Origin of the sequence: Streptomyces sp. NBC_01166, assembly GCF_045039765.1 — a bacterium.
GTDB lineage: Bacteria > Actinomycetota > Actinomycetes > Streptomycetales > Streptomycetaceae > Streptomyces.
Genome location: NZ_CP108613.1, coordinates 568146 through 587971, shown reverse-complemented (window position 1 = coordinate 587971; position 19826 = coordinate 568146). Strand labels below are relative to the sequence as shown.

Sequence of the window (19826 nt, the reverse complement as noted above, 5' to 3'; positions counted from 1 at the left end):
CCCGGGCCGGGCGGCCCTCAGTCCTCCCCGCGGAACGCCCGCAGGATCTGGCCCGCAGCCAGCGTCGCCGTCAACTCGCCCCCGCGGACACGCTGTTCCAGCTCGGGGGCGAGCGTGCGCACCGCCGGATGGCTGCGCAGGCTGTCCAGCAGTTCGTCACGGACCATCGCCCAGGTCCAGTCCACCTGCTGCTCACGGCGCTTGGCCGACAGCCGCCCCGTGGACTCCAGGAGCGTACGGTGCTGCTCCAGCCGCTCCCACAGCGCGTCCAGACCGGTCGATTCCCTGGCGCTGCACGTCAGCACCGGGGGAGTCCAGGCCGCGTCCACGGGGTGCATCAGCCTCAGCGCACCCGCCAGTTCACGTGCCGCGGAGCGGGCGTCGCGTTCGTGCGGGCCGTCGGCCTTGTTGACCGCGATGGCGTCCGCCAGCTCCAGGACACCCTTCTTGATGCCCTGCAGCTGGTCGCCCGTGCGCGCCAGGGTGAGCAGCAGGAACGTGTCGACCATGTTGGCTACCGCCGTCTCCGACTGCCCTACGCCGACCGTCTCCACCAGCACCACGTCGTATCCGGCGGCCTCCATCACCACGATGGACTCGCGGGTCGCCTTGGCCACCCCGCCGAGGGTTCCCGCGGTGGGGGAGGGCCGTACGAACGCCCGCGCGTCCACCGCCAGCCGCTCCATCCGGGTCTTGTCACCCAGGATGGAACCGCCCGTGCGGCTGGACGACGGGTCCACGGCCAGCACGGCGACCCGGTGCCCGAGCCCCGTCAGCATGGTGCCGAGCGCGTCGATGAACGTGGACTTCCCCACGCCCGGCACCCCGCTGATCCCGATGCGCCTGGCCCGCCCCGAATGCGGCAGCAGCTCGCTCAGCAGCTGTTGCGCCGCCGCCCGGTGATCCGGGCGGGTGGACTCGACCAGGGTGATCGCGCGTGCCACGAACGCACGCTTCCCGGCGAGCACACCCTTGGCGTATGCGTCGGTGTCGATGTCTCGCGCCATCCGTCAGCGGCTCACAGCTCGTGGCCGAGCGCGGCACCGAGCCGTGTGACCAGATCGTGGGCGGCGTCCGGGATCACGGTGCCGGGCGGGAACACCGCGGCGGCACCGGCCTCGTGCAGCGCCTCGATGTCCTGCGGCGGAATCACCCCGCCCACCACGATCATGATGTCCTCCCGGCCCTCGGCGGCCAGCTCCTCGCGCAGCGCGGGCACGAGCGTGAGGTGACCGGCGGCGAGCGACGAGACGCCCACGACGTGCACGTCCGCCTCGACCGCCTGCCGGGCGACCTCACCGGGCGTCTGGAACAGCGGGCCGACATCGACGTCGAAGCCCAGGTCGGCGAAGGCCGTCGCGATCACCTTCTGGCCGCGGTCGTGACCGTCCTGGCCCATCTTGGCGACGAGGATGCGCGGACGCCGCCCCTCCGCCTCCTCGAAGTCGTCGACCAGTGTGCGCGTGCGGTCCACGGACGGGGACTCTCCTGCCTCTTTGCGGTACACCCCGGAGATCGTACGGATCTGGCCCGCGTGCCTGCCGTACACCTTCTCCAGCGCGTCGGAGATCTCGCCGACCGTGGCCATGGCCCGGGCCGCGTCGACGGCCAGCGCCAGCAGATTGCCTTCGAGTCCCGGCCCCGGGTCCCGCTCCGCCGCGGCCGTCAGGGCGCGCAGTGCGTCCTGACAGGCCGTCTCGTCGCGCTCCTCGCGCAGCCGGCGCAGCTTCTCGATCTGCTGGGTGCGCACCGAGGAGTTGTCGACCTTGAGCACATCGATCTTCTCGTCGGTCTCCACCCTGTACTTGTTCACGCCGATGACGGGCTGGCGCCCGGCGTCGATCCGGGCCTGCGTACGGGCCGCGGCCTCCTCGATGCGGAGCTTCGGGATACCCGCGTCGATGGCCTTGGCCATGCCGCCGGCCGCCTCGACCTCCTCGATGTGCTGCCAGGCCCGCGCCGCGAGGTCGTGGGTCAGCTTCTCCACGTACGCGCTGCCGCCCCACGGGTCGATCACCCGGCAGGTGCCGGACTCCTGCTGGAGCAGCAGCTGGGTGTTGCGGGCGATCCGTGCCGAGAAGTCCGTCGGGAGGGCGAGTGCCTCGTCGAGCGCGTTGGTGTGCAGCGACTGCGTGTGCCCCTGGGTCGCCGCCATCGCCTCGACGCAGGTGCGCGTCACGTTGTTGAAGACGTCCTGCGCGGTCAGCGACCAGCCGGAAGTCTGTGAATGGGTGCGCAGCGAGAGGGACTTGGAGTTCTTCGGCCCGAACTCCCTGACCAGCCTCGCCCAGAGCAGCCGGGCCGCCCGCAGCTTCGCGATCTCCATGAAGAAGTTCATGCCGATCGCCCAGAAGAAGGAGAGGCGCGGTGCGAACGCGTCCACGTCCAGGCCCGCCGCCTGTCCGGCCCGCAGATACTCCACCCCGTCGGCCAGGGTGTACGCCAGCTCCAGGTCGGCCGTCGCTCCCGCCTCCTGGATGTGGTAGCCGGAGATCGAGATGGAGTTGTAGCGGGGCATCTTCTGCGAGGTGAAGGCGAAGATGTCGGAGATGATCCGCATCGAGGGACCGGGCGGATAGATGTAGGTGTTGCGGACCATGAACTCCTTGAGGATGTCGTTCTGGATGGTCCCGGCCAGCTTCTCGGGGGCGACCCCCTGCTCCTCCGCGGCGACGATGTAGAGCGCGAGCACGGGCAGCACGGCGCCGTTCATCGTCATCGACACCGACATCCGGTCCAGCGGGATGCCGTCGAAGAGCTGGCGCATGTCGTAGATCGAGTCGATCGCCACGCCCGCCATGCCGACGTCACCGGTCACCCTCGGGTGGTCGCTGTCGTAGCCGCGGTGGGTGGGCAGGTCGAACGCGATGGACAGACCCTTCTGCCCGGCCGCGAGGTTCCGCCGGTAGAAGGCGTTGGACTCCTCGGCCGTGGAGAATCCGGCGTACTGACGGATCGTCCAGGGCTGGTTGACGTACATCGTCGGGTACGGGCCGCGCACGTACGGCGCGATGCCCGGATAGGTCCCGAGGAAGTCGAGCCCCTCCAAATCCCGTCCGGTGTACAGCGGCTTGACCTCGATGCCCTCCGGGGTCTCCCAGAGCAGCTCGTCCTCGGACCGGTCGGCGGACTCCTTCACCGCGGCCTGCCACTGGTCCTCGGAGACCTCGGCGGGGGGCGCGCCGGTCAGCGCCACCTCGGAGAAGTCAGGGACGGGCGTCCCGGGGGACGTCGTGGTCTCGGGGGTCTGCATCACGCCACTCCCATGCGGTCGAGTTCGGAGGAGAGGACGGAGACCACGTCGCAGCCGGCGAACACATGCACGTCCGCCCCGGTGTACTCGCCGGGCCGCCCCGCGAGGAAGATCTGTTCGGCGCCCGCGGCCCTGAGTGCCGAGGCGACGGCCTCGCCCTGTTCGGCGTAGAGCGTGTCCGCCGAACACAGGCAGGCGATCGTCGCCCCACTGGCCGCGAAGGCCTCGGCAGCGGTGGACGCGTCCACCGAAGCCGGCTCGTGGACGGGCTGGATGCCGCCCGACAGGAAGAGGTTCGCGGCGAAGGAGGCCCGTGCGGTGTGCACGGAGGCGGGCCCGAGCGCGGCGAGGAACACCTTCGGCCGGTTGCCCGTGGCCGCGAGGTGGGCGTCGGACCTGGACCGCAGCGCCTCGAACGCCTCGTCGCGCCTGACCTCGGGGAGCCTGCCGTCCCGCGGTGCGGCGGGCACGGGCTCGCGCTCCACGGGCCGCTCGTCGAGGGACGGGAATTCACTGACCCCGGTCACCGGCTCCTTGCGCCGGGCCAGATCCCTGCTCCGCGCCGCCCACGTGGCCGCGAGCCGCTCCCGGACCATGCCGGAGCGGAGGGCGGCCGCCTGGCCGCCGGCCCGCTCGACCTCCTGGAAGAACGCCCAGGCGGCAGCGGCGAGTTCGTCGGTCAGCCGCTCGACGTACCAGGAACCGCCCGCCGGGTCCGTGACCCGGGCCAGATGCGACTCCTCCATCAGGATCGTCGAGGTGTTGCGGGCGATCCGCCGGGCGAACGCGTCCGGCAGACCCAGTGCGTGATCGAACGGCAGTACGGTGACGGATTCGGCACCGCCCACACCCGCGCCCAGACATGCCAGCGTCGTCCGCAGCATGTTCACCCATGGATCACGGCGCGTCATCATCACCGACGAGGTCACGGCGTGCTGCCGCTGCGCCCCGGCGTCCGGGGCCCCGCAGACCTCGGCGACCCGTGCCCACAGCCGGCGGGCGGCGCGCAGTTTCGCGATCGTCAGGAACTGGTCCGCCGTGGCGGCGTACCGGAACTCCAGTTGCGCGCACGCCTCCTCGACGGAGAGCCCCGAGGACGTCAGCGTGCGGAGGTAGGCGACACCGGTGGCCAGCGAGAGCCCCAGCTCCTCGGCGGCCGAGCCGCCCGCCTCGTGGTACGGCAGCGCGTCCACGGCCAGGGAGCGCATCCCGGGATACTCGCGGGAGCACAGCCGCGCCCAGTGGACGGCGTCGCTCAGCTCAGGCTCCGTGCCCGTGCGCGCGGCCTGCCCGAGCGGGTCCACCCCGAGGCTGCCCCGTGCCGTCTCCTTCGCGATACCCCGGGCCTCGTAGAGCCCGAGCAACTCACGGACGGCGGGCCCGGGATCGGCGCCCGCGTCGAGTACTACGGGAGCCAGATCGAGATAGACGCCCTCGAGTGCGCGGGCGAGGCCGGACACCGGAACCCCACCGGCCCCGCCGACGGCCAGCCAGAGCGACGTGACGCCGTTCTCCAGATCGCCGAGCACGGCCTCGTTGAGGCGCACCGGATCGGCCAGGGCGTGGCGCTGGCGCACGTCCCAGCCGTCCGTGGTGTTCCCCGTCGGCCTGCTGCCCCGGGTGAAGGGCGCGAAGCCGGGCAGACCGGGGTCCGCCGATACGTCGATGGAGGTGTACAGGGGGCGGACTGTGAGCCCGTCCCCGAGCGCGGTGGACAGCGCTTCCTCGGCGGCCGAGCCCGTGACTTCCTTGCCCGACTTGCGCAGTACGCCTTCGACAAGGCTCTGCCACTGGTCGTGGGAAGGGTCGGGGAACTCGGCGGCCCGGGAAAGCCCGTCAGCAGGCAGGACCGTCATGCTCAGATGCTAGGTCAGCACTCCGACGAGCAGCAGGGCCACTCGCTGTGACCTTGCACTCTCCGAAATGTGCCGGATCCGCTGGGTGGTGCTGCCTTGTCCGGCGGATCTTGAACCGAGGCGCGGCCCCGCGCCGGCGCGGGGCCGCGCGGGTCACGCCCCGACGTAGGCCGCGAGGTGCTCGCCGGTCAGGGTGGAGCGGTCGGCCACGAGGTCGGCCGGTGTGCCCTCGAAGACGATCCGGCCTCCGTCGTGGCCCGCCCCCGGCCCGAGGTCGATGATCCAGTCCGCGTGCGCCATGACCGCCTGATGGTGCTCGACGACGATGACCGACTTGCCGCAGTCGACGAGCCGGTCGAGCAGACCGAGCAACTGCTGGACGTCGGCGAGGTGCAGACCCGCCGTCGGCTCGTCGAGGACGTAGACACCGCCCTTCTCGGCCATGTGGGTGGCGAGCTTGAGCCGCTGCCGTTCGCCGCCGGAGAGCGTGGTGAGCGGCTGGCCGAGTGTCAGGTAGCCGAGCCCCACGTCGGCGAGCCTGCCGAGGATGCGGTGTGCGGCCGGCGTGCTCGTCTCGCCGGTGCCGAAGAACTCCTCGGCCTCGGCCACCGACATCGCGAGCACCTCGCTGATGTCCCGGCCGCCGAAGTGGTATTCGAGGACCGACGCGTCGAACCTCTTTCCCTCGCAGTCCTCGCACATCGTCGTGGTGCCGGCCATCATCCCCAGGTCGGTGTAGATGACGCCCGCGCCGTTGCAGGTGGGGCAGGCGCCCTCGGAATTGGCGCTGAACAGCGCCGGCTTCACGTCGTTGGCCTTGGCGAACGCCTTGCGGATGGGGTCGAGCAGTCCGGTGTACGTGGCCGGGTTGCTGCGCCGCGAGCCCTTGATCGGGCTCTGGTCGACCGACACCACGTTCTCGCCGGCCGGGATCGAGCCGTGCACCAGTGAACTCTTGCCGGAACCGGCGACGCCGGTGAGGACGGTCAGCACCCCGAGAGGGATGTCGACGTCGACGTCCCGCAGGTTGTGCAGCGAAGCCCCGCGGATCTCCAGCGCGCCGGTGGGCTTGCGCACCGAATCCTTGACGGCGGCCCGGTCGTCGAAGTGGCGGCCCGTGACGGTGGAACTCTTACGCAGGCCCTCGACGGTTCCCTCGAAGCAGACGGCGCCCCCCGCCGTACCGGCGCCGGGGCCGAGGTCGACGATATGGTCGGCGATCGCGATCGTCTCCGGCTTGTGCTCCACGACGAGCACCGTGTTGCCCTTGTCCCGCAGGCGGAGCAGCAGGTCGTTCATCCGCTGGATGTCATGGGGGTGCAGGCCGATGGTGGGCTCGTCGAAGACGTAGGTGACGTCCGTGAGCGAGGAGCCGAGGTGACGGATCATCTTGACTCGCTGCGACTCGCCCCCTGAGAGCGTGCCTGCCGGACGGTCGAGCGAGAGGTAGCCGAGACCGATCTGCACGAAGGAGTCGAGGGTGTGCCGCAGCGCGGCCAGCAGGGGCGCGACCGACGGCTCGTCGAGCTTGCTCACCCAGGTGGCCAGATCGCTGATCTGCATCGCGCAGGCGTCGGCGATGCTGATCCGCTCGATCTTCGACGACCGGGCGCCTTCGCTGAGCCTGGTGCCGTCGCACTCGGGGCAGGTGGTGAAGGTGACCGCGCGCTCCACGAACGCCCGGATGTGCGGCTGCAGCGCCTCCTTGTCCTTGGACAGGAACGACTTCTGGATCTTGGGGATCAGCCCCTCGTAGGTGAGGTTGACGCCGTTGACCTTGACCTTGACCGGCTCCCCGTAGAGGAAGGCCTGCAGTTCCTTCTTGGTGTACTTGCGGATCGGCTTGTCCGGGTCGACGAAGCCCGACTGTGCGTAGACCTGCACGGTCCACTGGCTGTCCGACTTCCAGCCGGGGATGGTGAACGCGCCCTCGGCGAGCGACTTGGAGTCGTCGTAGAGCTGGGTGAGGTCGATGTCGGAGACCGAGCCCCGGCCCTCGCAGCGCGTACACATGCCGCCCGTGCGATGGAAGGTCGCCTTCACGGTCTTGGTCTTGGCCGCGCCGCGCTCGACGGTGATCCCGCCGCTCGCCCGGACCGACGCGGTGTTGAAGGAGTACGCGCTGGGCGGACCGATGTGCGGCTTGCCTAGCCGGCTGAAGAGGATGCGCAGCATCGCGTTGGCGTCGGTGGCGGTGCCGACCGTGGAACGCGGGTCGGCTCCCATCCGCTGCTGGTCGACGATGATCGCCGTGGTGAGCCCCTCCAGCACGTCGACCTCGGGGCGCGCCAGCGTCGGCATGAAGCCCTGCAGGAAGGCGCTGTAGGTCTCGTTGATCATCCGCTGTGACTCGGCGGCGATCGTGCTGAACACCAGCGAACTCTTGCCCGAGCCGGAGACACCGGTGAACACCGTCAGCCGGCGCTTCGGGATCTCGACGCTGACGTCCTTGAGATTGTTCACGCGCGCGCCGTGCACACGGATCAGATCGTGGTTGTCGGCAACATGCGGCGCGGGCGACCGGCTGTCCGTCCTCGTGGCCATGCTTGTCGTTTCTCCATCTGTCACGCGGGCCGCCTGGGCGGTCACCGTCGGCGTCACCGGCGCGTCGCGGCAACGGTCGTTGTCTATCAGAGGACGGTCCCGCCCCGGGGCGGAATCAGCCGCGGGGCTGGTTGAAGCGCAGCATGTTGCCGGACGGGTCGCGGAAGGCGCAGTCGCGGACGCCGTACGGCTGGTCGACCGGCTCCTGGAGCACCTCGCCGCCCGCCGCGCGGATGCGCTCGAAGGTGGCGTCGCAGTCGTCGGTGCTGAAGATGACACCGCGCAGCAGCCCCTTGGCCAGCAGTTCCGCCATGGTCGCCTTGTCGGCGGGGGAGGCGTTCGGGTCCGCGAGCGGCGGCTCGAGGACGATCTCCACACCGGGCTGGGACGGCGCGCCGACGGTCACCCAGCGCATCCCCTCGAAACCGACGTCGTTGCGCACCTCCAGGCCGAGGACATCCCGGTAGAAGGCCAGCGCCTTGTCGTGGTCGTCGACGGCGATGAAGCATGTCGAAAGGTTGATTTCCATGCGAATAACGCTACGGGCGGCGGAATGCTTTCGCTTCTCCATTCCTGACCGGTCTTGTGTGGATCTTGGCGACACAGGCCGGGATGGCGGCGCCCGCCTCATGAGGGCGGGCCCGGTACGCGCTGGGGCTCTCGCCGACCAGCTCGGTGAACCGCGAGCTGAACGACCCCAGCGAGGTGCAGCCGACCGCGAAGCAGACCTCCGTCACCGTGAGGTCGCCCCGCCGCAGCAGGGCCTTCGCGCGCTCGATCCGGCGCGTCATCAAGTAGCTGTACGGGGTCTCCCCGAACGCGGCGCGGAAGCTGCGGGAGAAATGGCCCGGCGACATGAGGGCGACGCGGGCGAGCGCGGTGACGTCGAGCGGCTCCGCGTAGTCGCGGTCCATCCGGTCACGGGCCCGGCGCAGCCGGACGAGGTCTTCCAAGGTCACACCACCACCATCCCACGGGCGCGGAGCGCGACCGGCGTGCACAGGTTCCGCCTATGTCCGCTCTGCCATCTTTTTTCACAGTGCGTAACGGATTGCCCGAAGTTAAGCTGCTGTCGATCCAGAATCGCAGGGGAAGGACGCACCATGGCCGTGGGACCCGTGGAGTACCTCGTCGTCACCTTTCCCGGCGGCCGCTTCGCCGACGCGATCGCGCCCGTACTGGCCGACGCCGTCGCGTCCGAGGCGGTACGCATCCTCGACCTGGCCTTCACCCGCAGAGGTGCGGGCGGCGCCCTCGAGTACGTCGAACTGCGGGAGATGGACCCCCAGGGGCTTGTGTCGTTCGAACCGCCGGGCGACCGGGATGCCGGGCTGCCGCGGATCACAGATCTCGATGTGCTCGAACGCCTGCCCGAGGGGAGCTCTGCCGCGCTGATCGTGTGGGAGGACCTCTGGTCGGTGCCACTCACCCGGGCGGTCCAGGAGGCGGGCGGCCTTCTCCTGGCGCACGATCGCGTCCCGGCGGACGGTGGGGACGATGTCATCACGCTGCTCGAGAGGCTCGCCGATCTGAAGCAGCGGGGCGTTCTCACGGACGCGGAATTCGCGGCACAGAAGACAAGGATCCTCGCCGACTGATTCCCCTCCGCCGGTGTCCCGGTACCTCACGTTCCCTTTGTCGATATTCGCACGCCGTGCGACGTTGATTCCGACCTGCAGTCTGTCGGGAAAGAGGCAGTTCATCGTGCAGACCGCCCGGGCCGTCCCCGCCTCCACCGTTGTCAACCTGCGCGATCTGGGCGGCATCGCCCTGGGGCGCCACCGCCGCCTGCGCCAGGGAATCCTGCTGCGCTCGGGCCAGCTGAGCGACTTCGACGCGGAGCACGACATGGCGGTGGCCGCGCTCGGCATCCGCACCGTCGTCGACCTGCGCACCGCCGACGAGCGCCGATGGGCGCCGGACCGGCTGCCGACGGGCGCGCGGCTCTTCGTCGCCGACGTCCTCGGCGACAACCCGGGCGTGACGCCGGCACGGCTCAAGGTGCTGCTCAGTGACCCGGACGGAGCAGCCAGTCTGCTCGGCGGCGGCAAGGCGGAGGAACTGTTCGCCCAGACCTACCGGAAGATGGTCCTCTCCCCGGGAGCGGCGGCCGCCTACCGCGCCTTCCTGGACACGGTCGCTGACCCGCACGCGAGACCGCTGCTCTTCCACTGCGCGACAGGGAAGGACAGGACGGGCTGGGCCACCGCACTGCTGCTGATGATGGCGGGCGCCTCCCGTGAGGTCGTACGTGCGGAGTTCCTCGCGGTGAACCGCGCGGTGCGCGCCGCCTTCGGGCCCGCGGTGCGGCGCTTCCTCGACGAGGGCGGGGATCCGGACATCGCGTCCGCCGTCATCGAGGCCCGGCCCCGCTATCTCGAGGCGGCCCTGGACGCGATGGACGAACGCTGGGGCGGACTCGACGGCTATCTGGGCAAGGCGCTGCGCCTCCCCCCGGCGGTGGCCGAGCGGCTGCGCGCCGACCTGGCCGTCCCGGCCTGACCGGGGAGGTCCCGGCCGGGCGGGCCGCCCCGGGCACGGGCCGCCCCGGGCACGGGCCGGTCCGGTGCCACGTCGGGCGACGTGGCACCGGGCCGGTGTGGGGCGGCCGTGCCGCTCAGATCTTCAGCAGTTGTTCGCTGAGGTCGCGGTAGCGCTGCAGCGCTATGCGCAGTTCCTCCGTCTGGGCCTCGGTGTCCTGCTCCTGCCAGCTCGCGCGCAGGACGCGCCTGCGTTCCGCGAGGGCTTCGGTCAGGCCCGAGACGATCTGGTCGAAGGTGCTGTCCGCCTCCTCGACCGCCCGGCGGGGGCTCTCGACGAAGTCGGTGACCGCCTGCTGCATGCGGAGCGCCAGCCTGTCCTGGTGGTCCCGGGGGACCAGCGGTTCGGTGCCGGTGGTCCCGTGGTGGCCGGTCCGCTCGGCCTCGGCCTGTGGCACGGCCGGGGCCTTCCGCGGGGCGGGCGGAACGCTGAGATCGCCCGGTCCTCCGCTCCTCGGCTCACGGTCCATGCTCTCTCCGGGCGTGAGCCCGGCCGCTGTTCCCGGGGCTGCTCCCGGGGCTGCGCCCCGGGCGGATCCGGGCGCCCTCCCAAGTACGGTCCCCCGGTCGTCGACGGGCGGGGGCTCCGTGGCGGGGACGGGCTCTGTCGTGTGCTCGGTACGGTTGGTCATGCTGCTGCACTGCCTTTCGCCTCGTGCCGGTCCATTCGGGCCGGCTCAGCCGGTGCGTCCGCGAGAAGTACGTCGAAGAGGGCCCGGGACTCGATCAGGGCCTTCCTCATCTCCTCCGTGCCGCCCTGGCCGCGTACGGCCGTGTGCACCTTGCGGTAGCCGTCGACCTGCTCGGCGTGGTGGACGGAGAGGGCGGCCGTCTGCTCCTCGAAGCTGTCACCGTCCGGGAAGCCCCGGTCGTGCGCCAGCTGTGCCAGGAGCGCGTCGGCTTCGACGACCGCGTCCCTGGGGGAGTCGATGAACTGTTCCTGTACCTCTGCCCAGCGGCGGGCGTACGCCTCACGGGCTTCCGGGCGCAGGGGCCGCTCGGACAGGGAGCCGTGCAGCTTCACCCGCTCGGAGAGCTCGTGCTCGGCCGCTGCGGTGTCGCCGTCGTGACGGGCGACCGTCCGGTCGTACTCGGGTCCGAAGCGGCGCCGCAGCCCACGCCCGCCGGTCCTACGGCCACGGACGAGGAAGAAGGCGAGCGCGGCCACGAGGACGACGGCAACGATGATCACCACGGTCGTCATGGCCGACGCTCCCGTCGGTTCGCGGTCGGTGCGTCGTGCTGTTTCACTCTCGTCAACCCCTTCCTTTTCGGGCCCGGTTCGGTGTGCCGACCGGGCTGTGCGCAACAGGCGTGTACCCCCTGGACGCCGTTCATGCGGGAATGCCCCCGGTATCCTGGAACACGCAGACGCGGACGTGCCCGGCCGAACACGGTTCTGTCCGGTACGAGTTGCGAGAGGGGCGTGCGGTGACCGAGCGCAAACCAGCAGGGGTCGACTTCGAGACCTGGGTCGACCGGCAGATCCGCGAGGCCGAGGAGCGGGGCGCGTTCACCGACCTGCCGGGTGCCGGAAAGCCGATTCCCGGTCTGGAGAGGCCGTACGACCCGATGTGGTGGATCAAGGCGAAGATGGAGCGCGAGGGGCTGTCGGCGCTCCCGCCCTCCCTGACACTGCGGAAGGCGGCCGAAGACGCCCGGCAGGAGGCGTCGCAGGCACGGTCGGAGGCTGAGGTCCGGCGCATCCTGGCCGAGATGAACGAGAGGATCCGCGAGGCGCTCGCCAGACCGCCGGAGGGGCCGCCGCTGAATCTCGGACCGTTCGACATCGACGCGATCGTGGCCGAGTGGCACTCCGGACGAAGCGTGCGCTGAGCGTCATGTGTGCTCCGCGCCAGGAATGCGTAATACTCACCGCATGAGAACGAGTATTACGGACCGGCGCGGCGGCGTCCACGTCCGACGAGCCGTCGCACGGGACGCCAAGCGGCTCACCCGTCTCGTCACCTCGTCACGCGCCTACGAGGGCCCGTACGCGCCCATGGTCGCGGGGTACAAGGTCGGCCCCGACTACATCGAGGCGCACGTCGTCCATGTGGCCGTGGACGACGACGGCCGCGTGCTCGGCTTCTACGCCCTGGTCCTTTCCCCTCCGGAGCTCGACCTGATGTTCGTCGCCGACGACGCCCAGGGGCGGGGCATCGGGCGGCTCCTCGTCGGCCACCTGCGCGACGAGGCGCGCCGCGCGGGGATCGCCGCCGTACGTGTGGTCGCGCACCCGCCGGCCGAGGGCTTCTACCGCAGCGTCGGCGCCGAACGCACCGGCACCGTCGCGGCCCGCCCTCCCGCGGTGATGTGGGACCGGCCCGAGCTGACGCTGAGGACCGACGGGGGCCCCTGAGCCGAAGGGCCCGGCCCCGGTCGGGGGCCGGGCCGTTCGAGCGGGCCGGGGGTGGAGCAGGTTACGACCAGCCGCCGTACGGACGGGTGATGATCTCCATCCCGTGACCGCTCGGATCCGGGAAGTACACCCCGCGTCCGCCGTCGTTGTGATTGATCTCGCCGGGCTGCTTCTTGTGGGGATCGGCGTAATACGAGATCCCCTGCGCCTCGATGCGTTCGAAGGCGGTGTCGAACTCCGCCTCCGAGATGAGGAACGCGTAGTGCTGCACGGTGATCGATTCGGCGGGAACGGACGCGAAGTCCAGCGTGACGCCGTTCGCGAGGACGACCGGGATGAAGGGTCCCCATTCCGTTCCGACGGTGAGACCCAGGATGTGCGCCAGGAACTCGGCGGACTCGCGGTTGTCCCGGCTGTGAACGATGGTGTGATTCAGCTCGACTGACACTGTGGAATGCCTCCAACGGGCATCTCACGGGCTACCTCCACGCCTCACCCAGCCGGTGACCGACGCGCGATGCCGTACGACGATCCTATGCGAGTAGTCACGCTGCGTCGAGGTCTGGCCCTCGGTCCGAGGCGGTCGCCTCCTTCCCGCTGTCGCTGTGGTGGTTTTCCCGGTGGCTGCCACCATGGAGAGCACCGGCCGGCGAGCCGCCCCGCACTGACCGGCCGCCCGGCAAGGCGGGTGAGCCAGGATTCGCGGCCGCTACGCGGGGCACCAGTACCACCTCTACGAGGTGGGGGAGGCATCCATGGGACAGAGACCGGTGGGCGGCGGGAGCGGTACGAACCCCCGCAGCGGACGCCAGGAGACCGAGGAGGAGCGGGCGGACCGGCAGTGGGGCGACCTGCTCCAGGAACTCCGGGTCGCGCAGACCGGCGTCCAGATCCTGTTCGGCTTCCTGCTCGCGGTGGTCTTCCAGCCCCGCTTCGCCGATCTCTCCACCGCCGACCGGAACATCTACGTCGTGACCGTCATGCTGGGATCCGCGACCGCAGCCGCGCTGATAGGGCCCGTGTCGTACCACCGGCTCCTCACCGGCCGCCGGATGAAGCCGCAGACGGTCACCTGGGCCTCACGTCTCACGAAGCTGGGCCTCGGCCTGCTCTTCTGCACGATGTGCAGCACGCTGCTGCTCATACTGAGGGTGGCGCTGCACAACGTGGCGGCCCTGTGGCTGGTCGGCGGGATGGCCCTGTGGTTCCTCGTCTGCTGGTTCGTGTTCCCGCTCTGGGCCATTGCCCGGAACAACGGCCGGAGGCCCGCCGACGGAGGAGAGACCCCGGACGCCGGGGACCCGGACCCGCGTCCCTGACCCCCGTCAGTCCTCGTCCACGCCCGCAGGGCCGCGTACGTCCGTCACGGTGAAGAGCCCGCCGTCCGGATCCCGCAGCGTCGCCTCGTTGCCGAACCGCACGTCGCGCCGTTCCATGAGGGTCCCCCCGTTCCGCTCCGCCGCCTGGACGGTCGCGCCCACATCGGGGACCGGGAACTGCACCTGCCAGTGCGGACGCACCTGAGGATCGGGAGCGGCCTCCACGGCACCGGAGCTGATCCGGGCCAGCGGGCGGCCGTTGCAGCGTACGAGCACCTCTTCCTTCACGTACGCCACCTCGCAGCCGCCGGGCTCCCCGCTCTCCCAGCCGAGGACCTCGCCGTAGAAGATCGCGGCGTCGAAGGCGTCCCTGGTGCGCAGCCGCAGCCAGGCGTGTGCCCGGTTCCCGGACGGTGCGAGGGTGGCCGCGCGGCCTGTCCACTCCCAGACGCCGAAGGAGGCTCCGTCCCGGTCGGCGGCCAGGACCGCACGTCCCTGCCCGACCGCCAGCGGGCCCACGGCCACGGTGCCGCTGCGCTCCCGGATTCGGTCCGAGACGACATCGGCGTCCCGGACCGAGAAGTAGGGCATCCAGGCCACGCCCACCTGATAGGCGGACGCGACCGCGCCGATGCCGGCCACCGGCACACCGCCGGAGCGCGCCATCAGGAAGTCCCTGCCCAGCGGTCCGGGACGGAAGGTCCAGCCGAGAACGGCGCCGTAGAAGCGCCGCGCGTCCTCGAGGTCGCGGGTCACCAGATGGACCCAGCAGGGGGCGCTCGCACCGCTCAGCACCGCCGGTTCCGGCGTGCCCCGCGGATCGCTAGGAGTCATGGTCCACTGCCTTATCGGTTCTGCGGCATGACTTCTTCGGTGCCGCGCGGCCAGGACCAGCCTCATCCGCCTCGGCGACTCCCGCAACACGCGGCCGACGCGGTCACACCCCGCCCCGGGGAGGGGCGTTCGTGATGTCGAGGAAGACGTGCTCGGCCTCGGGCCAGCTCCGGGCGATCGACCGCTTTATCCGGACGGCGACCCGCTCGACCTCCTCGCTGTCGATTCCGGGCGCGAGGTCGATCCTTGCCGCCACCAGCACGGAGTCGAGACCGAGGCCCATGGTGAACAGGGCCGCGACGTTGTCGATCTCGGACTGGGAGACGAGGAGGTCCTCCACGCCCCGGCGCAGCCCGGGTTCGGCGGACTCACCGATCAGCCGGTCGCGCGCGTCCCTGCCGAGCCGGAAGGCGACGTAGACCAGCAGCAGGCCGATCGCCAGCGAGGCCGACGCCTCCCACACGACGTCTCCCGTGACCAGGTGCAGCACCATTCCCGCCATGGCCAGCACCACACCCAGCACCGCCGTGCTGTCCTCGGCGATCACCGTCCTCAGCGCGGGGTCGCGGGCGGCGCCCTTCTCCCCGCGGAGCTGGAGCAGGGCGCGGACCAGGGAGGCGCCTTCCGCGAGGAAAGCGACCCCGAGGACGATCAGGCCGACGGTGTACCCCTCGGGTGACTCCTGCTCGTCCCGGCCCAGTGCCTCGAAGCCCTGGAAGAACGAGAAACAGCCGCCCACGACGAAGATTCCGACGGCCGCGAGCAGCGACCAGAAGTAGCGCTCCTTGCCGTACCCGAAGGGGTGATGTGCGTCCGGAGGCCGGCGGCTGCGCTTCAGCGCGGCCAGCAGGAAGACCTCGTTCACGCTGTCCGCCACGGAGTGGGCGGCCTCGGACAGGAGGGCGGGGGATCCCGACAGGAATCCACCCACCCCCTTGGCCACAGCGATGACGAGGTTGGCCGCGAGCGCGACCAGTACCGTGATCCGGGTCTTGCGGTCGGAATTCGACTGGTTCATCTTTCCCCCCATCCGTCTGCGCCGCCGTCAGTCGCGCGGGCGCTCGGGGTCGGGGGTGGTGCCCGGGGGGTTGTCGGGCGGGATCACCTCATTGCCGTGGTGGCCGAGTTCGTACGGCGACATGGCCCGGCCGTTCTCGGGGAAGTGGTCCGAACTGTGCCGGCCGCTCTCCTGGATCTCCGTCCGGTGATCCGGACGCGGCGGCTGCTCATCCGGTCGCGGCGGCCGTGACTCCTTGTCGCGGCGCCGCATCCCGAACCAGAAGCCTCCGATCAGCAGAAGCACCACCAGCAGACCGATGATGCCGATGATCACGCCTACCGCGCCCGGCCCGTCGCCGCCGCCGGTGGTGGCGAGCGATTCCCATGCTCCATTCGTTACGTCCATGCATGGCGGATACCCCGGGGAGTCGATCACAGACAGCCATTGACATGAATTCATGTTTTATGGCGATGTCACGGTAAATGAGTTTCATATGGTTCAGATCGGCTACACGATGATGACCGAGCAGGCAGGCCCCCGCGCCCTCGTCAGGGACGTGGTCGCGGCGGAGGAGGCAGGGTTCGACTTCTCCGTCACCTCCGACCACTACTTCCCCTGGTTGGGTTCCCAGGGACACGCGCCCTACGCCTGGTCGGTCCTGGGAGCCGCCGCGCAGGCCACCTCCCGGATCCCACTGATGACGTACGTGACCTGCCCGACCACCCGCTACCACCCCGCGGTGGTCGCGCAGAAGGCGGCGACGCTCCAGCTCCTCGCCGAGGGCCGCTTCCGTCTCGGCCTCGGTTCCGGGGAGAGTCTCAACGAACACGTCGTGGGCGCGGGATGGCCCTCCGCCCATGTGCGGCTGGAGATGCTCGAAGAGGCCGTGCAGATCATCCGCGCCCTCTTCGACGGGGGCTACGTCAACCACCACGGCACCCACTTCGACGTGGAGAACGCCACGCTCTGGGACCTGCCCGACAAGCGTGTCCCCATCGGCATCGCGGTCTCCGGGGAGAAGTCCTGCGAACTCGCGGGAACCCTGGGCGACCTGGTCATCGCGACCGAACCCAAGAGCGAACTCCTGAGCGCGTTCGACCGGCACGGTGGGGCCGGCAAGCCGCGCGTGGGACAGGTGCCCGTCTGCTACGACACCGACCGGGACGCGGCCGTTGCCCGCGCCCACGAGCAGTTCCGCTGGTCGCTCGGCGGCTGGAAGGTCAACTCGGAACTGCCCGGCCCCTCCGCCTTCGAGCAGGCGACCCAATTCGTCCGCAAGGACGACATCGCCGGAGCGATCCCGTGCGGCTCGGACGTCGAGGCGTTCGTCGAGGCCGTACGCCCCTACAGCGAAGCGGGCTTCACCGAGGTCGCTCTCGTCCAGATCGGTGGGGCCCACCAGCAGCCCTTCATCGACTGGGCCCGCAGCACGCTCCTGCCGGCGCTCTGCGAACTGTAGGCGGCGGGGGCACACGGCGCGGGCGGGCGGCCACGTTTCCCCGCCGCACACCGGGTACGAGATCTTTCGCGGGCCTGCCCGCCGGAACACCGCTCGTGTCGCCGACACGGAGCCGTGGGGTGAGCCTGGAGTCAGTCCCCGGACCGCTGGAGGAAATGCGATGGGAGCAGGCAACCCGCTCGGCCGCCGCCCCGTGTTCCGGCAGCTGACCGGCGGTGATCCTCTGGGCAGAGGACGGGTGGTGGTGTCGCGGGAGACGGAAGGGGCCGGGCGCCGCACGGCCACGGCGGCCCGTCGCCACCAGGTGCTGTACCGGAGCCCGTACGCAGCCGACCGGGAGTCGTTCGTCTGGAGACGGCGATGGACATGGTCGCGGACCGTGTCGTCGAGTCCAGGGGGCAGGACCTGGCAGCGGGGCGCACCGACAAGGGCTTCCGGCTCGGACACCGCAACCGCCCCGTCGCCGCAGGCGCGGGCCTCGTGCTGCTCGCGGGCCGGCCTCCAGACGCTTCGGGGTCTTCGCGGCGGGAATCGCCTCCGCCGAGGACCCCGCCCACACGGTCGGCCCCCAGCATGAGGCCGCCGAGCAGCGCTCGCAGCGCTCCCAGTGAAAGGAACCCAGGGTGAACAGCACGCAGGAACAGACACAGGAACACCAGGAGAGCGGCGATGTCGTGGTGGCGGTGACCGGCTGCCCGAAGGAGGACGCGCGCACCGTGTTCGACGTGCTGCGCCGTTCCTTCGCATCCGACCGTCCGGCGGGTGACGCCCCGGAGGACGAGTCGGACACACGCCCCACCGTGTGGACGGCGACCGTCGACGTCACCGAGACGAAGGCCGGCCCCGGACCCGCGCGGCTCTCCGAGCCCGTGATGGTCGAGGCGCAGGGCGGCTACTGGGCGGTCGACCGGCTCCGCAAGCAACTGGCGGACGCGTTCACCGTCCGGCTCGTCGGAACAGCGGCGGGCGACCAGGAGCAGGAGATCCGCCTGCGGCTGGAGAGCCACCGCCCCGCCTGACGCCCGCACGAACCGAACCCGGAAGGTAACGCGTACATGAATGCCACCCCGGGGACCGTCGACGCGGATGCGGCCCAGGTGCCGACTCCCGACGACTGTTCCACCTTCACCCTGCACGTCAACGGCGCGGCACGGACCCTGACGCTCGACCACCGCACCACCCTGCTGGACACCCTGAGGGAGCACCTCGGACTCATGGGCGCGAAGAAGGGCTGCGACCACGGCCAGTGCGGAGCCTGCACCGTGCTCGTCGACGGCCGGCGCGCCAACAGCTGTCTCCTGCTGGCCGTCGCCCAGGAGGACACCCACATCACCACCGTCGAAGGGCTGGCCGAGGGCGACCGACTGCATCCCCTGCAGGCGGCCTTCCTGGAGAGGGACGCGCTCCAGTGCGGCTACTGCACCCCGGGGCAGATCTGCTCGGCGGCCGGCATGCTCCGGGAGGCCGAGGACGGCTTCCCCTCCCACGCCACCCCGCGGCCGGCGCTCGCCGCCGGGGGGCCGGCCTCGCTCGACGCGGACGAGATCCGCGAGCGGATGAGCGGCAACCTCTGCCGGTGCGGCGCTTACCCCCACATCGTCGAGGCGATCAAGGACGTGGCCCCGTGAAACCCTTCGCCTATCTGCGCCCCGCCACCGTGACCGAAGCCGTCCGGGCGGGCGCCGGACACCCGGGCGCACGGTTCCTGGGCGGCGGAACCAACCTCGTCGACCTGATGAAACTCGGCGTCGAGTCGCCGGGCCTGCTCGTCGACGTCAGCCGGCTGCCGCTGGACCGGGTGACGCGGACGGACGACGGCGGTCTCCGGATCGGCGCGACCGTGCGCAACAGCGACCTCGCCGCCCACCCCGACGTACGGAGCGGCTATCCCGCCCTCTCGCAAGCCCTGCTGGCCGGAGCGTCCGGGCAGCTCCGCAACACCGCCACCACCGGCGGGAACCTGCTCCAGCGCACGCGCTGCCCGTACTTCCAGGACGTCACGAAGCCCTGCAACAAACGGGCCCCCGGCTCCGGGTGCCCGGCCCGGGAGGGAGCACACCGCGATCTCGCGGTGCTGGGTCACTCGCAGGACTGCGTCGCCACCAACCCCTCGGACATGGCGGTCGCCCTCGCCGCCCTCGACGCCGCCGTCCTGCTGCACGGACCCGAGGGGGAGCGGACCGTACCCGTGACCGACTTCCACCGGCTGCCCGGCGACAACCCGGACCAGGACACGGTGATCCGCCCGGGCGAGCTGATCACCGAAGTGGTGCTGCCGCCGCCTCCCGCCGGCGCCGTCTCCCTGTACCGCAAGGCCCGGGACCGCGCCTCGTACGCCTTCGCCCTGGCCTCCGTCGCGGCCGTGCTGAGTGTGCGCGACGGCCGCGTCGACCGTGCTTCGCTCGCCTTCGGCGGGCTCGCGCACCGCCCGTGGCGTGCCCGGGTGGCCGAGGACGTGCTGCGCGGGGCCCCCGCGAACGAGGACACCTTCACGCGCGCGGTGGACGCCGAGCTCGCGGCGGCCAGACCCCTGCGCGACAACGGCTTCAAGGTGGACCTGGCCCGCCGGCTGGCCGTCGGCACCCTGGCCGAACTCACCACCGAGGCCGCGGCCGGCTGACCCGCCGTCCCCCCGCACACCCCCACGAACCGAGGACTT

21 protein-coding genes and 1 pseudogene are annotated in these 19826 nt (G+C 70.9%); 10 read left to right on the top strand and 12 right to left on the bottom strand.

What is annotated here, in order from left to right; genetic code table 11:
* Positions 1–17: 17 nt before the first annotated feature.
* The 6 genes from meaB to OG379_RS02955 form a co-directional block, all read right to left on the bottom strand.
* Positions 18–1007: a methylmalonyl Co-A mutase-associated GTPase MeaB gene (gene meaB, locus OG379_RS02980; protein WP_405658945.1), complete on the bottom strand. Its 990-nt coding sequence runs from the start codon at positions 1005–1007 to the stop codon at positions 18–20.
* An 11-nt stretch (positions 1008–1018) separates the two neighbouring features.
* On the bottom strand, positions 1019–3253 hold the full coding sequence (gene scpA / locus OG379_RS02975) for a methylmalonyl-CoA mutase (protein ID WP_405658942.1): 2235 nt from the start codon (positions 3251–3253) through the stop codon (positions 1019–1021).
* Complete coding sequence (mutA, locus tag OG379_RS02970; protein ID WP_405658940.1) at positions 3253–5109, bottom strand: methylmalonyl-CoA mutase small subunit; 1857 nt, start codon at positions 5107–5109, stop codon at positions 3253–3255. Before mutA ends, scpA begins: the two co-directional genes overlap by 1 nt.
* Positions 5110–5262: 153 nt before the next feature.
* Positions 5263–7653: an ATP-binding cassette domain-containing protein gene (locus OG379_RS02965; RefSeq protein ID WP_405658938.1), complete on the bottom strand. Its 2391-nt coding sequence runs from the start codon at positions 7651–7653 to the stop codon at positions 5263–5265.
* A 115-nt stretch (positions 7654–7768) separates the two neighbouring features.
* Complete coding sequence (locus OG379_RS02960; protein ID WP_362931971.1) at positions 7769–8182, bottom strand: VOC family protein; 414 nt, start codon at positions 8180–8182, stop codon at positions 7769–7771.
* Positions 8183–8192: 10 nt separating this feature from the next.
* The gene (locus tag OG379_RS02955; protein WP_405658935.1) at positions 8193–8612 is read right to left on the bottom strand and encodes a helix-turn-helix transcriptional regulator; all 420 of its coding nucleotides are present in this window, start codon (positions 8610–8612) and stop codon (positions 8193–8195) included.
* 144 nt (positions 8613–8756) lie between these two features.
* Between OG379_RS02955 and OG379_RS02950 the strand changes: the two genes are divergently transcribed.
* Together OG379_RS02950 and OG379_RS02945 are read left to right on the top strand one after the other, a co-directional pair.
* Positions 8757–9251, top strand: a complete 495-nt coding sequence (locus OG379_RS02950; protein ID WP_405658932.1) for a DUF6325 family protein — start codon at positions 8757–8759, stop codon at positions 9249–9251.
* Between the two features lie 106 nt (positions 9252–9357).
* Positions 9358–10155: a tyrosine-protein phosphatase gene (locus OG379_RS02945; RefSeq protein WP_393754495.1), complete on the top strand. Its 798-nt coding sequence runs from the start codon at positions 9358–9360 to the stop codon at positions 10153–10155.
* A gap of 115 nt (positions 10156–10270) precedes the next feature.
* On the opposite strand, the gene OG379_RS02940 is transcribed toward OG379_RS02945, so the two are convergent.
* Positions 10271–10663, bottom strand: a complete 393-nt coding sequence (locus OG379_RS02940; RefSeq protein WP_405658929.1) for a hypothetical protein — start codon at positions 10661–10663, stop codon at positions 10271–10273.
* A 158-nt stretch (positions 10664–10821) separates the two neighbouring features.
* On the bottom strand, positions 10822–11397 hold the full coding sequence (locus OG379_RS02935; protein ID WP_405658927.1) for a hypothetical protein: 576 nt from the start codon (positions 11395–11397) through the stop codon (positions 10822–10824).
* A 227-nt stretch (positions 11398–11624) separates the two neighbouring features.
* On the opposite strand from OG379_RS02935, the gene OG379_RS02930 reads away from it, so the two are divergent.
* Positions 11625–12029, top strand: coding sequence for a DUF1992 domain-containing protein (locus OG379_RS02930; protein WP_405658925.1), 405 nt, complete (start codon positions 11625–11627; stop codon positions 12027–12029).
* Positions 12030–12072: 43 nt separating this feature from the next.
* Complete coding sequence (locus OG379_RS02925) at positions 12073–12555, top strand: GNAT family N-acetyltransferase (RefSeq protein WP_405658923.1); 483 nt, start codon at positions 12073–12075, stop codon at positions 12553–12555.
* Between the two features lie 61 nt (positions 12556–12616).
* Here OG379_RS02925 and OG379_RS02920 read toward each other — a convergent pair whose 3' ends face one another.
* Positions 12617–13003, bottom strand: a complete 387-nt coding sequence (locus tag OG379_RS02920) for a VOC family protein (RefSeq protein WP_393754479.1) — start codon at positions 13001–13003, stop codon at positions 12617–12619.
* Positions 13004–13310: 307 nt separating this feature from the next.
* Between OG379_RS02920 and OG379_RS02915 the strand changes: the two genes are divergently transcribed.
* Positions 13311–13874, top strand: a complete 564-nt coding sequence (locus OG379_RS02915) for a DUF6328 family protein (RefSeq protein WP_405658920.1) — start codon at positions 13311–13313, stop codon at positions 13872–13874.
* Between the two features lie 6 nt (positions 13875–13880).
* On the opposite strand, the gene OG379_RS02910 is transcribed toward OG379_RS02915, so the two are convergent.
* From OG379_RS02910 to OG379_RS02900, 3 genes are all read right to left on the bottom strand, one after another.
* On the bottom strand, positions 13881–14708 hold the full coding sequence (locus OG379_RS02910) for a VOC family protein (protein ID WP_405658917.1): 828 nt from the start codon (positions 14706–14708) through the stop codon (positions 13881–13883).
* Positions 14709–14811: 103 nt separating this feature from the next.
* A complete protein-coding gene (locus OG379_RS02905) occupies positions 14812–15726 on the bottom strand; it encodes a cation diffusion facilitator family transporter (RefSeq protein ID WP_405658915.1) in 915 nt (304 codons plus the stop codon).
* A gap of 27 nt (positions 15727–15753) precedes the next feature.
* Complete coding sequence (locus OG379_RS02900) at positions 15754–16113, bottom strand: DUF6479 family protein (protein ID WP_393754470.1); 360 nt, start codon at positions 16111–16113, stop codon at positions 15754–15756.
* An 88-nt stretch (positions 16114–16201) separates the two neighbouring features.
* Between OG379_RS02900 and OG379_RS02895 the strand changes: the two genes are divergently transcribed.
* From OG379_RS02895 to OG379_RS02875, 5 genes and pseudogenes are all read left to right on the top strand, one after another.
* Entirely contained in the window at positions 16202–17167 is a 966-nt protein-coding gene (locus tag OG379_RS02895; protein WP_405658913.1) for an LLM class F420-dependent oxidoreductase, read from the top strand.
* Between the two features lie 160 nt (positions 17168–17327).
* A pseudogene (locus tag OG379_RS02890) lies at positions 17328–17563 on the top strand (hypothetical protein); the annotation flags it as partial.
* A 227-nt stretch (positions 17564–17790) separates the two neighbouring features.
* Complete coding sequence (locus OG379_RS02885) at positions 17791–18186, top strand: hypothetical protein (RefSeq protein ID WP_393754466.1); 396 nt, start codon at positions 17791–17793, stop codon at positions 18184–18186.
* Positions 18187–18222: 36 nt separating this feature from the next.
* Positions 18223–18795, top strand: coding sequence for a 2Fe-2S iron-sulfur cluster-binding protein (locus OG379_RS02880; RefSeq protein ID WP_405658911.1), 573 nt, complete (start codon positions 18223–18225; stop codon positions 18793–18795).
* The gene (locus OG379_RS02875) at positions 18792–19787 is read left to right on the top strand and encodes an FAD binding domain-containing protein (protein ID WP_405658909.1); all 996 of its coding nucleotides are present in this window, start codon (positions 18792–18794) and stop codon (positions 19785–19787) included. Before OG379_RS02880 ends, OG379_RS02875 begins: the two co-directional genes overlap by 4 nt.
* Positions 19788–19826: the final 39 nt, after the last annotated feature.